Annotated in this window: 5 protein-coding genes; all 5 read right to left on the bottom strand. The window is 72.9% G+C overall.

Going from position 1 to position 13,349, the window contains the following annotated elements:
• Window positions 1-2: 2 nt before the first annotated feature.
• The gene (locus ACIGO6_RS36815) at window positions 3-7,043 is read right to left on the bottom strand and encodes an SDR family NAD(P)-dependent oxidoreductase (RefSeq protein ID WP_399884260.1); all 7,041 of its coding nucleotides are present in this window, start codon (window positions 7,041-7,043) and stop codon (window positions 3-5) included.
• Window positions 7,044-7,226: 183 nt separating this feature from the next.
• Window positions 7,227-8,639: an FAD-dependent oxidoreductase gene (locus ACIGO6_RS36820; RefSeq protein WP_399884262.1), complete on the bottom strand. Its 1,413-nt coding sequence runs from the start codon at window positions 8,637-8,639 to the stop codon at window positions 7,227-7,229.
• Window positions 8,636-9,841: a DUF993 family protein gene (locus tag ACIGO6_RS36825; protein WP_399884264.1), complete on the bottom strand. Its 1,206-nt coding sequence runs from the start codon at window positions 9,839-9,841 to the stop codon at window positions 8,636-8,638. The genes ACIGO6_RS36820 and ACIGO6_RS36825 overlap by 4 nt, the downstream gene beginning before the upstream one ends.
• A gap of 162 nt (window positions 9,842-10,003) precedes the next feature.
• Complete coding sequence (locus tag ACIGO6_RS36830; RefSeq protein ID WP_399884265.1) at window positions 10,004-12,547, bottom strand: FtsX-like permease family protein; 2,544 nt, start codon at window positions 12,545-12,547, stop codon at window positions 10,004-10,006.
• Entirely contained in the window at window positions 12,547-13,332 is a 786-nt protein-coding gene (locus tag ACIGO6_RS36835; RefSeq protein ID WP_399884267.1) for an ABC transporter ATP-binding protein, read from the bottom strand. The genes ACIGO6_RS36830 and ACIGO6_RS36835 overlap by 1 nt, the downstream gene beginning before the upstream one ends.
• Window positions 13,333-13,349: the final 17 nt, after the last annotated feature.

Genomic DNA, 13,349 nt, shown 5'->3' on the forward strand with positions numbered 1-13,349 from the left:
GCTCATGAACCAATCTCGAGGTTGTCCAGTGCCTGGAAGAGCTCGTCGTCGGTGGCGGAGGCGAAGTCGTCCGACTCGTCGGCGCCCGCACCGTCCCGGGCGTCACGCCAGGAACGCAGGACGGCCTCGAGCCGGGCCGTGATCCTGGAGGTGTCGCCGTTCAGCGCCGGAGCCGCGGCCAGGACGGCTTCGAGCCGGTCGAGCTCGGTGAGAACGGACTGTGCCGGACCGGTGCTGTTCCGCTCCTCTGCGACGAGCAGCAGTTCCGTCACCGCTGACGCGTTGGGATGATCGAACGCGAGGGTGGCGGGCAGCTCCGCGCCGGTGGCCGCCATGAGCCGCTTGCGCAGTTCTCCGGCGGCCACGGAGTCGAAGCCGAGTTCGGTGAAGGCCCGCTCGGGCTCCACCTCGTCGAGGGTTTCGTGGCCCAGTACGGAGGCCACATGCCGGCGGACGAGGGTCAGTGCGGCACGCTCGCGTTCGCCGTTCGGCAGAGCGAGGATCTCCTGCCAGCGCGCGGTGTCCGGTGCGTCCTGCTGGTCGGTGAGCGGTCGGCCGCCCCCGATCACGACCGTCTCACCGGTGACTTCGGCGAGCCAGTAGGAGCGGCGCTGGAAGGCGTAGGTGGGCAGGTCGACGCGGCGGGCGCCGCGTCCGGCGAAGTACGCCCGCCAGTCCACGGCGGCGCCACGGCAGTACGCCAGCGCCACCGCGGCCACCAGCTCCCGCTCCTCGCCGCGCTCCCGGCGCAGCGACGACACGAACTCGGCGTCCTCGGCACACTGCCGGCCCATCGCCGTCAGCACCGCGTCCGGGCCCAGCTCCAGGAAGGTGATCACACCCTTGTCCTCGAGCGTCCGCACCGCGTCGGCGAAGCGGACCGTCGCGCAGACGTGGCGGACCCAGTACTCGGGTGTTCCGATCTCGTCGGCCGGGACCGGCGCAGCGGTGACGGTGGAGACGATGGGGATCTGGGGTTCGCCGTAGGTCAGGCCCTCCGCGACCGTGCGGAAGTCGGCGAGCATCGGCTCCATCAGCGGCGAATGGAAGGCGTGGGAGACCTTCAGCCGGCTCGTGCGCCGGCCCAGGTCCGCGAAGTGCGCCGCGACCCGGTCCACCTCGTCCTCGGCGCCGGAAACCACCACGGCGGTGGGACCGTTGACCGCCGCGACACCGACCGCATCCGACAGCAGGGGTACGACCTCGTCCTCGGTCGCTTCCACCGCCACCATCGCCCCACCGGAGGGGAGGGCCTGCATCAGCCGGCCCCGGGCCGCGACCAGCCTGGCCGCATCCTCCAGCGACAGCACACCCGCCACATGCGCGGCGGCGAACTCCCCGATGGAGTGCCCGGCCAGATAGTCGGGCCGCACACCCCACGACTCCACCAGCCGGAACAGCGCAACCTCGACGGCGAACAGGGCGGGCTGGGTGAACTCGGTGCGGTTCAGCCGCTCCGCGTCCTCGCCCCACACCACGTCCCGCAGCGGCACGTCCAGCGCGGCCAGCACGTCCAGGACCGCGTCGAAGGCCTCCGCGAACACCGGGAACGCCTCGTACAGCTCCCGGCCCATCCCCAGCCGCTGCGCCCCCTGACCCGTGAACAGGAACGCCGACCGGGCGTCCGGCTTGTCCGCGCTGCCGTGCACGGCCGTGGCGGGCCATTCGCCGTCGGCGACGGCCGTGAGCGCGCGAAGCGCCTGGTCGTGGCCGTCCGCGACGATCGCCGTACGGTGCTCGAAAGCGGTACGGACGGTGGCCAGGGAGTACGCGAGGTCCAGGGGCGTGTCCTGTGCCCCGCCGCGCAGATGTGCCGCGAGCTTCGCCGCCTGGGCGCGCAGGGCCTGCGGAGTGCGTGCGGACAGCAGCAGGGGCAGTACGGGAGCGGCGTCCTGGACCGCGGACTGCTCGACCTCGGTGTCGGGGGCCTGCTCGATGACGACGTGGGCGTTGGTGCCGCTGATGCCGAAGGAGGACACACCCGCCCGGCGCGGGCGTCCGGTCTCCGGCCACGGCCGCGACTGCGTCAGCAGGCGGACGTTTCCGGCGGTCCAGTCGACCTGGGGGGAGGGCTCGTCGGCGTGGAGCGTGCCGGGCAGGGTCCCGTGGCGGATCGCCTCGATCATCTTGATGACGCCGGCGACGCCCGCGGCGGCCTGGGTGTGCCCGATGTTCGACTTGATGGAGCCGAGCCACAGCGGCTGGTCCTCGGGGCGGTCCTGGCCGTACGTCGCCAGCAGCGCCTGCGCCTCGATCGGGTCGCCCAGCGTCGTCCCCGTACCGTGCGCCTCCACCGCGTCGACGTCAGCGGCGGTCAGGCCGGCGTTGGCGAGCGCCTGCCGGACGACCCGCTGCTGGGAGGGGCCGTTGGGCGCGGAGAAGCCGTTGCTGGCGCCGTCCTGGTTCACCGCCGAGCCCCTGACGACCGCCAGGACGGGGTGCCCGTTCGCGAGCGCGTCCGAGAGGCGTTCCACCAGCAGCAGGCCCACGCCCTCCGAGAAGCCCGTGCCGTCGGCCCCGGCGCCGAAGGAGCGGCAGCGGCCGTCCGGGGACAGTCCCTGCTGGAGCCCGAACTCGACGAGTACTTCAGGGGTGGCCATGACGGTGACGCCGCCCGCGAGGGCCAGGGTGCACTCGCCGGAGCGCAGCGCCTGTGCCGCCAGGTGCAGCGCCACCAGCGACGACGAGCACGCCGTGTCCACCGTGACGGCCGGGCCCTCCAGTCCGTAGGTGTACGACAGGCGTCCGGAGGCGATGGAGCCGGTGGCGCGGGAGCGGGCGTAGTCGTGGTACATCGCGCCGGTGAAGACGCCGGTGGGGGTGCCCTTGAGGGTCGCGGGGTCGATGCCGGCCCGTTCGAAGACCTCCCAGGAGGTCTCCAGCAGCAGCCGCTGCTGGGGGTCCATGGTGAGGGCCTCGTTGGGGCTGATGCCGAAGAAGGCGGCGTCGAACGCGGCGGCGTCGTGGAGGAATCCCCCGGAGCGGGTGTACGTCTTGCCCGGGGTGCCGGGTTCGGGGTGGTAGACGCCCTCGATGTCCCAGCCACGGTCGGTGGGGAACTCCGTGACGGTCTCGGTGCCTTCCGCGACCACCCGCCACAGGTCCTCGGGGGTTTCGACGTCGCCCGGGAAGCGGCAGGCCATGGCCACGACGGCGATCGGCTCGTCGAGGGCGGCGGCGACGGGTGCGACGGTGGCGACGGGGCTCGAACCGAGCGCCGTCTCCTTGAGGTGCTGGGCGGCGGCGCGGGCGGTCGGGTGGTCGAAGACCAGGGTGGCGGGCAGGCGCAGGCCGGTCGCCGTGGTGAGCCGGTTGCGCAGTTCGACCGCGGTGAGCGAGTCGAAGCCGAGCTCCTTGAAGGCGCGGTCGGGTTCGACGGCGGCGGCGGATTCGTGTCCCAGGACGTCGGCGACGTGGGTACGGACCAGGTCCAGGAGCAGACCGTCCCGTTCGGCCTCGGGGAGCCGGGCCAGCCGGTCCGCCAGCGAGGCGGCTCCCGCGGCGCCCGCGACGGCCGCCGCCTTGCGGGCGGGGACGCGCACCAGGTCACGCAGGATGCCCTGGACCGCTCCGGCGGCCGCCTGGGCCCGCAGCGCGGCGAGCTCGAACCGGAGCAGGAGCAGAAGCGGCTCGGTGGAGGTGAGGGCCTGGTCGAACAGGGCCAGTCCCTCGGCGGTCGCCATGGCGGGGAAGCCCTGGCGGCGCAGTCGTTCGATGTCGGCCTCGTCGAGCTGCCCGGTCATGCCGGTGCCCTCGGCCCACAGGCCCCAGGCCATGGAGATGGCGGGCAGGCCGGCGGCGCGGCGGTGCTGGGCGAGGGCGTCGAGGAAGGTGTTGGCGGCGGCGTAGTTGGCCTGCCCGGCGGCGCCGAGGACGCCTGCCGCGGAGGAGAACAGCGCGAACAGGGCGAGGTCGCGGTCGGCGGTCAGCTCGTGCAGGTGCCAGGCGGCGTCCGCCTTGGGTGCCAGGACGGAGTCCAGCCGTTCGGGGGTGAGCGAGCCGACGACACCGTCGTCGAGGACGCCGGCGGAGTGCACCACGCCGGTGAGCGGGTGCTCCTCGGGGATGGCGTCGAGGAGGGTGGTGAGGGCGTCGCGGTCGGCGGCGTCGCAGGCGGCGAGGGTGACGGTGGCGCCGGCGGCGGTGAGTTCGTCGCGCAGGGTGGTGGCGCCGGGGGCGTCGGGTCCGCGTCGGCTGGTGAGCAGGAGGTGGCGTACGCCGTGTTCGGTGACGAGGTGGCGGGCGACCAGGGCGCCCAGGCCACCGGTGCCGCCGGTGACCAGGACGGTGCCCCGGGGGTCGAGCGCGGGCACGTCGGTGTCGGCGGCCTCGGCGCGGACCAGGCGCGGGACGAGCAGCTCGCCGTCGCGCAGGGCGAGTTCCGCCTCGCCCGTGGCGAGGGCGGCCGGCAGGGCGGCGGCGGAGACGTCGGTGGCGTCGAGATCTGCCAGGACGAACAGGCCGGGGTTCTCCGCCTGGGCGGCGCGGACCAGCCCCCAGGCGGGGGCGAGGGCGGGATCGGGTGCGGGGTCGCCGTCGGCGGCGTGGACGGCGCCCCGGGTGACGACGACGAGGCGCGAGCCGGCGAACCGGTCGTCGGCCAGCCAGGTCTGTACGAGGTCCAGGGCGCGGTGGGCGGTGGTGCGGGCGGCCTCGGGCACGGTGCCGTCGGGCACCGTGAGTTCGACGACCGCGGTGCCGGGCACCGCCTCGGCGGCGCGCAGGGCGTCGGTGTCGGTGAACCACACGGGCGCGTCGTCGGTCCCGGGGGCGGCGTCGAGCGGGGCGGGCTTCCACACGGGCCGGTAGGGCAGCTCGCGGCGTCCGCCCGCGGCGCCGAGCTGGTCGGCGGAGACCGCTCGGGCGACGAGGGAGCCCACGGTGAGGACGGGGGCGCCGGTCTCGTCGGCGGCCTGCAGTTCGGTGTTGCCCCGGCCGTCGCTCAGGAGCCTGACCCGCAGTGCGGTGGCGCCGACCGCGTTCAGCGTGACGCCGGTCCAGGCGAACGGCAGGACGGTCTCGCCGCTCTGCTCGTCGTCGGCGACGAGTTCGGCGTGCAGGGCGGCGTCGAGCAGAGCGGGGTGCAGTCCGAAGCGCTGGGCGTCGGCGTGGGCCTGCTCGGGCAGGGTGACCTCGGCGAAGAGCTCGTCACCACGGCGCCAGGCGGCGGTCAGCCCCTGGAACACGGGGCCGTAGGCGTAGCCGCGGCCGAAGAGCCGCTCGTAGGCGCCGTCCAGGCCGATGGGCTCGGCCCCGGCGGGCGGCCACTGGGCGAGGTCGAAACCGGGTTCGGCGCGCTGGGGGGAGAGCACGCCGACGGCGTGCCGGACCCAGGGCATGTCCTCGCCGTCGGCCCGGGAGTGGATGCTGACGGCGCGCGTGCCGTGCTCGTCGGCCTCGCCGAGCATCACCTGGAGGGCGACGCCGCCGCGCTCGGGCAGGACCAGTGGTGCGTTGAGGGTCAGTTCGTCGAGCGTGCCGCAGCCCGCCTGGTCGCCGGCGCGGATGGCCAGTTCCACGAAGGCGGTTCCGGGCAGCAGTACGGAGCCGAGGGCCTCGTGGTCGGCGAGCCAGGGGTGGGTGCCGAGCGAGAGCCGGCTGGTGAACAGGTGGCCGCCGGTCTCCGCGGGTTCGACCGTGGCTCCCAGCAGGGGGTGGTCGACCGTTTCCTGGCCCAGGCCCGGTACCTCGTCGCCGGGGGTGGGCACGTTCAGCCAGTAACGCCGGCGCTGGAAGGCGTACGTGGGCAGGTCCACGACCTCGGCACCGGTGAAGAACGGGCTCCAGTCCACTCGCGCCCCGCGCACGGCGACCTCGGCGAGCGAGGTGGCGAAGCGGAGGAGGCCGCCCTCGTCGCGGCGCAGGGAGCCGACGACGGCCGTGTCGCGCCCGGCCGCGTCGGCGGTCTCCTGGACTCCGACCCTGAGGATGTGGTGCGGGCTGGACTCGACGAACACACCGATGCCGTCGGCGAGCAGGGCCTGCACGGCTTCCTCGAACCGGACGGTCTGGCGGAGGTTGGTGTACCAGTACTCCGCGTCGCAGGCCGCGGTGTCCAGGGCGGCGCCGGTGACCGTGGAGTAGAAGGGGACGGGGGAGGTCCGTGGCCGGATCGGGGCCAGGACGTCGAGGAGCTGTTCGCGGATGGATTCCACGTAGTGCGAGTGCGAGGCGTAGTCCACGGGGATCCGCCGCACCCGGGCGCCCTCGGCGGTGAGCAGGTCGAAGACCTCGTCGAGGGCCTCGGTCTCGCCGCACACCACGGCCGTGCCGGGTCCGTTGACCGCGGCCAGCTGTATCCGGCCCTCCCAGGGGCGCAGCCGGTCGCGGAGTGCGGCCTCGGGCAGTGCCACGGAGATCATGCCGCCCTGGCCGGCCAGTTCCTCGCGGATGAGCCGGCTGCGCAGGGCGACGACACGGGCCGCGTCGTCGAGGCTGAGGGCGCCCGACACGGCGGCTGCGGCGATCTCCCCCTGGGAGTGGCCCACCACGGCGGCGGGTTCGACGCCGTGGGCCCGCCACAGGGCGGCCAGGGAGACCATCACCGCCCACAGCACCGGCTGGACCACGTCCACGGGGTCCAGCGTGGGGCGGCCCTCCCAGCCGCGCAGGACGCCTTCCAGGTCCCAGTCGACGAAGGGTTCGAGGGCGCGTGCGCACTCGGCCATCCGCTCGGCGAACACCGGTGAGGTGTCGAGGAGTTCGACGCCCATCCGGGCCCACTGCGAGCCCTGGCCGGGGAAGACGAACGCCACTCGGGGCGCCGCGCCGCCGGCCGTCCCGGTGACGACCGTGCCGCCGGTGTCCTCCCGGGCGAGCGCGTCGAGCCCGGCCAGCAGGCTCGGCCGGTCCGACCCGAGGACCACCGCACGGTGCGGCAGGGCGGCCCGCGTGGTGGCCAGCGAGAGGCCGATGTCGGCCGGTCGTTCACCGGGCCTTTCCGTCAGATACGCATGGAGCCTTCCGGCCTGGGCCCGAAGCGCCTGCGCGCTCTTTCCCGAGATCAGCCACGGCACCGCCGGAGGCATTTCCTCACCGCTCACCCAGGACACCCCTCGAATTGGTAAAACGAACGACACGCGCGTTGCGCGGAAGGAGTCGCGCAGAAGGATTCGCTTTTAAATCCTGAGCGCGGCGGATCGGCCCGCCAACCCCTTATTCGGTGCGGCAGCCCCTACAAAAGGGGGGTGCCGCACCGGGCGTTCGGCCAGGCGCGGCCGTGTGTGTCACGCCGCCTGTGCCGTCTCGTTCCCGGAGGACTCCGGGGCGAGCAGGTCCCCGAACTCCGGGTACTGCGCGATCGCCTCCTCGCGCGTCAGCGGCCTTTCGCGGGGGCCGCGGAAGACGGTCAGCAGAGCGGGGAGGGTCATCATGCTGTTGGGCGGCGCCTCCAGCGCGGCCACCTTGAAGGAGGCGTCGGACAGGGCGGCGTTCTCGGTGGTCATCCGGGCGAACCGGGCCGTGAAGCGGCGCAGCAGGTCGGGGCCGCGCTTGATGGTCGACTTGGCGTCGGGGAACCACTGGTCGGTGCCGGTGGCCATCTGCCAGGGGCCGAGGGACGCCTTGGCGATGGCCGCCTGGGCCCGCTTGCCGAGCCCGGGGACCAGGCCGCCGCGCTGGAGTTCGGTGCGCAGCGCGAGGGCGCCGAGCGCAGCGATCGACATGCCGGTCGCGTAGTTGGGGTTGAGCGTGGTGACGGCGTCGCCGATGACGACGAAGCCCTCCGGCAGCGGCAGCTTGTCGTAGTGGCGGCGCCAGTTGGGCAGGCCCCGGTATGCCTGGATGCGACCGGCCGGGGTGGCGCGGGCGATGAGGTCGGCGACGGCGGGGTCGCGCAGGGACCGCGCGAACTCCTCGAAGCCCTGCTCGTCGGTGGGCGGCTGGCCGCCGCGGGTGCCGATGAGGGCAACGATCCAGCGGTTGCCCTCGTTGGGCAGCAGCGCGGCGCCCCGTCCGGGCTCGCCGGTGCCGCTGCGGGCCTGGATGAGCACGCCGGGGAAGTTCTCCGGGGTGCCCGGCGGGGCCTCGTAGAGCCTGCTGGCGTAGGCGAAGCCGGCGTCGACGCGGTCCTCCTGCACCTCGGGCAGGCCGAATCCCGTGAGCCAGTCGGGTGCCTTGGAGCGGCGGCCGGTGGCGTCGACGACGAGGTCGGCGGCCAGCGTGCGCGGCGTGCCGCCGTCCTCTTCGATGCGGGCCCCCGTGACCCGGGTGGCCGAGCCCTCGAGGCCGACGACCTTGGCGGACTCGATCACCTTGATCCGGGGGTCGGCCAGGACCCGGTCGCGCAGCGTGTGGTCGAGCAGTGCCCGGCTGCACAGCAGGACGTGGGAGTCGCCCGTGCGGTGGCGCCGGTACCAGCCCTCGGCGGAGAGGGTGAGCAGGTCGGACGGCATGCCACGACGCTTGGCCCCGGCCGCGTACAGGGCGTCGGACAGCCCCGGCAGCAGGGTGTCGACGGCCTGGACGCCGCCGCTCATGAACATGTGGTTGTGGTATCCCTGCGGCAGGCCCTTGCGCAGGTCGGGCCGGTCGGGGAAACGGTCGCTCTCGACGACGGTGACGTCGTCCACGTGTGCGGCGAGCACGGCGGCGGACAGCATGCCCGCCATACCGCCGCCGAGCACCACTGCGCTGGTCATCGGCCGATGCCTTCCTGGGGGAATCCGGACAGGTCGAGGAAGCGGGCGATCCGGTGGGCCGCCAGCTCGGGGTCGGGGAACAGGCCGAGCTCGTCCGCGAGGCGGTAGGCCTGCGCCAGGTGCGGCACGGACCGTGCTCCGTGCTCGGCCCACACCATGCGGAAATGGCCGATGTGGCCGGAGAGCCAGCTGAGGAAGACGAGCCCGGTCTTGAAGAAGAGGGTGCTGCGGCCCGGCCCCTGGAAGAGGTGCGCGGACAGCTCGTGTGCCTGGCCGAGCTGCTTGCGGAAGGAGTCGGTGTCGCCCGTGTCCAGGGTGCGCAGCGCCTCCGCCGCCAGCGGGGCGATCGGCGTGAACACCGGGGACAGGGCGTCGCTGTGGCCCTGTTCGTCGCCGGCGATCAGGTCGGTGTACGTGTCGTAGTCACCGGTGTAGAACCGGACGCCCGCCGGCAGCCGGCGGCGCAGCGCGACCTCGGCCTCGGGGGACAGCGGCGCCACCTTGACGCCGTCGATCCGGTCGGCGTTGTCGGCGACGACGGCGAGGAACGCCTCGGTGGCCGCCTGCGGGTCCTGGTGCCCCCAGTAGCCGGCGTGTCCGGGCACCCACTCGGGCAGCAGCCAGTGCAGTACGGCGGGCTTGGCGGACCGGCGCAGCAGGCCGGCGTACACCTCGGCGTACTCCTCGGGGCTCTGCACGGCGGCGGCGAGGGGCGTGCCGGCCTGGATGATCGGCTGGGCGCCGGCTTCGTTGACGACGTCCAGCTGCTCCTCGTACGCGGCGACGACGGCGTCGCGGGTGTGCGGGGAGAAGGGGTCGAGCTGGTCGGTCCACACCCCGGCGGCGAACCGGCCGCCCGTCTCGGCGGCGGCGGCCCCGGTCCGCCGGATCAGTTCGGCGGTGGTCGGCCAGTCGAGGCCGGCGCCGCGGTGCGCGGTGTCCAGGCCCTCGGCGACGGTGAACCCGTGGGACCACAGCTCCCGGCGGACGGCGAGGGTGGCGTCCCAGTCGAGGGCCTGCGCCGGCGGCGGACCGAGCGGCGGGCCGAAGGGCTCGTTCGGGGCGAGCGGGTCGCCGACGACCGGAGCGGCGGCCAGGACGGAACGGCTGCGGAAGGGGGTGCTGTCACGGGTGAAAGAGCGCGGTTCTCGGTTCGGCCGATAGCGCGTCACAGTGCCGTCTTCGGCGGGGAGTTCAATCACGGCGTCAGCTCCGGGGTATAAGACCAATGGAAAATTGATGCTAGTGACCCGAAAGACGCCGAAGACCCCTTAGGCGACCCCTAAAAGGACGCTTGCGGCAGCGTAATTCGGGTCCCCGACCGCTAGGCGGAAGGGGACCCGAATCAATGGTTTTCCCGAACTTTATGCGGCGAGTACCGCGCCCTCCAGCGGACGCGCCTTCAGCGCCCGCCAGGTCGGCAGCAGCGTCGCCGCCATGGTCAGTACGAAGGCGAACGCCGCCATGCCGATGTACAGCCACACCGATCCCGCCGGCACGGCCGTACCGGCCCGCGCCAGGCTGAAGGTGATGAAGGTGGCGGGCGCCACCAGCGTGCCGAGGGCGACGCCGATGACGGCGGTGATGCCGCCCTCGATCGCCATCATCCGCATGATCTGCGCCGGGGTGGCCCCGGTCAGGCGCTGCAGTGCGAACTCACGGCGCCGCCTGCTGACGGACAGCCAGAGGCTGTTCAGCACGGAGATGGTGATGTAGCCGAACAGCGTGCCGATCATCATGTAGCTGACCATGGCCTGGGCACCCAGGTGGTGGTTGAACGCCTCGGTCATCTCCTTGCGGTCGACGACCTCGGTACCCGGCAGCGTCTTGGACAGGGTGGTCAGCGCCGCCTTCGCCTTGTCCTCGCTCACGCCGTCGGCGGGCGTCACCACGATGTGCGTCGGCAGTCCGACCGTGGTGTGCTTCGCCAGCAGGTCCACCGGCAGCAGCAGCGACTCGAAGCTCTCCTTGGACTTGAACACCGCGACGATGCGCAGTTCCTGCGGGGCGCCGTCGCCCATGCGCAGCGTCATGGTGTCGCCGACGCCGCCGCTGAACTCCTTGGCGTAGGTGTCGGCGATGGCGACGGTGTTCCCGGTGAGCTGCTTCAGGTCCCCGCTGGTCGCCCGGGCACCGCCGACCTCCGCGACGCTGTCCGCGTTGTAGCCGAGCAGCTGCCAGCCGGCCAGGTCCTTGTTCTTCCAGGGGTCGTCCGGCTTGTCGATGTAGCCGGAACTGGCGACGAACTCCGACGCCGCGCCGACCTCGGGCAGGTCGCGGACCTTCTGGAGGGTTTCGGGGGCGAGACCGTCCGGGCCGCCCTTGAGCACGACGTCGCTCTTGAGCTGCTCGGTGTAGACGCTGCTGACGCTGGACTCGGTGGCGATCAGGTAGAGGTTCGCCGTGGCGATGCCGGTCAGCAGCATCACCGGGGTGACCACCGCGGCCATCCGGACGGCCCTGACCTGCGCGTTGTTCGTGGCCATCATGCCGGGCAGCCCGGAGACCGCCCGGACCACCGGACCGAGGACGCGGGTGAGGCCCTTGGTGATGGCGGGGCCCAGCAGCGCGAGCCCGACGGCGAACATGATGGACGCCCAGGTGGACGGTGTGGCGATGAACGGCCCGGTGACGAAGTTGAACGCGGAGAACACGCAGGCGCCGCACAGCACGAAGCAGAGCACCGCGAACGTGAGCCTGACCTTGCCGATGCGGAACTGCTGTCCCTCGTCGTCGCCCAGTGCCTCGATGGCCCGGGTGCGCACCACGCGCCGGCTGGCGATGGCGGCGGCTCCGACGGAGGTGAGGACGGACACGAGGCCCGCCGCCACGACCGGCAGCCAGCCGCGGTAGTAGACGACGCCCTCGGGCGCGATACCGATGTCGACCAGCCGGTCGAAGATCAGCTCGCCGACGTCCCGGCCGGGCAGCATCGCGATCAGGGTCGCCAGCACCGCCACCACCAGCGTCTCGCCGATGATCATGCGGCGCAGCTGGGCGGGGGTGCCGCCGACGGCCCGCAGCAGGGCCACCTCGCGGTGCCGCTGCTGGAAGGAGAGCGACAGCGTCGAGGCGACACCCAGCAGACCGGCCATGACCGCGAGGCCGCCGAGCAGCGCGGGCACCAGGATGAGGTCGGTCATGTCGATGTCGGAACGCTCGGCCTCGCCGCGGTCGTCGCCCGACAGGACGGAGACCTGCTTGCCCACCTTGTCGGCGATGGCCTGCTCGGTCTTCGCCAGGTCGGCGCCGGGCTCCAGGAAGACACCGATCGCCTCGACCTGACCGGGGTCGTTGGTCAGCCGCTCGGTGTCCGCGGGCGAGAAGAACAGCGCGTGCCGGTCGGTCGAGCGGGAGGCGTCGGCGACACCGCTGATCCTGAAGGTCTCGGTGCCACCGGCCACGGCGACGTCGACGGAGTCGCCCGTGCCCGCGCCGAGGGCCTCGGCCACGTCGGAGTCGACGACGACCTCGCCGGCGGCCTTGGGCTCCGCGCCGTCGCTCAGCCGGTACGGCATGAGCTGGGCCGAGGCCCACCCGTAGCCGAAGGAGTCGTGGTCGGCCTCGGCGACCGTCTCACCGTTCTTCACCGCGCTCGCGGGGAACCAGACGTCGGGCACGGCCTTGGCCACACCGGGCACGGACGCGACGGTGTCCACCAGGCCGGCCTCGACCGGCACCTGCTCGGCCAGGGAGGCGACCGGGCTGTTGTGCTGCTCGTAGTCGGGGCTGCCGGTGACCACGATCGGGGCCGCCGCGAGACGTTCGGCGGGCATCACGGCCCGCACGCCGGTCTCCATCATGCTGCCGGCGGCGGTCATGATGACACCGCACACCAGCAGCGCGACGAAGGTCGCGGCGAAACCCTGCCAGCGGAAACGCAGGGTACGCAGGGACAGTCGGAACATCACACACTCCCGGCCGCGACGGCGACGGGAGCTACCGCGTCGCTGAGGTGGGTCATCTGCTCCGCCACCGCGGCCGCGGTGGGCCGGTGCAGTTCCGAGGCGATCTGGCCGTCCGCGAGGAAGACCACGCGGTCGGCGAAGGAGGCGGCCACCGGGTCGTGCGTGACCATCACGATGGTCTGGCCCGACACGTGCACCGACTCGCGCAGCAGCGTCAGCACATCGCGTGCCGTCCTGGTGTCCAGCGCACCGGTCGGCTCGTCGGCGAAGACCACCGACGGCTGGGTGACCAGGGCGCGGGCGATGGCGACGCGCTGCTGCTGGCCGCCGGAGAGCTCGGACGGGCGGTGGCCCTGGCGGTCGCCGAGGCCCACCCGGCCGATGACCTCGTCGACGAAGGCCTTCTTGGGCTTGCGTCCTGCCAGCTGCAGGGGCAGCACCACGTTCTGACGCACGGTCAGGGCCGGCATCAGGTTGAAGGCCTGGAAGATGAAGCCGATGCGGTCGCGGCGCATCAGGGTGAGCTTCTTCTCGCTGAGCGAGCTCAGATCGGTCCCCTCGAGGAAGACCTGGCCGGACGTCGGCCGGTCCAGGCCGGCCGCGCAGTGCAGCAGCGTGCTCTTACCGGACCCCGAGGGGCCCATCACCGCGGTGAAGGTGCCCTGGTGGAAACCTACGGTGACTCCGGCCAGGGCGGCGACGCTGTTCTCCCCTCGGGTGTAGATCTTGCGGACCGTCTCCAGACGGACCGTCTCGTGTGATGCGCTGCCGTAGGCGTCGACCACGGTGTTCCACCTCGTTT

It is taken from the genome of Streptomyces sp. NPDC053750 (genome assembly GCF_044544295.1).
Lineage (GTDB): Bacteria > Actinomycetota > Actinomycetes > Streptomycetales > Streptomycetaceae > Streptomyces.

What these genes read in the sequence shown, in the direction of transcription:
- ACIGO6_RS36820 (WP_399884262.1), bottom strand. Translation starts at nt 8,639, where the DNA reads ATGACCAGCGCAGTGGTGCTCGGCGGCGGTATGGCGGGCATGCTGTCC.
- ACIGO6_RS36830 (WP_399884265.1), bottom strand. Translation starts at nt 12,547, where the DNA reads ATGTTCCGACTGTCCCTGCGTACCCTGCGTTTCCGCTGGCAGGGTTTC.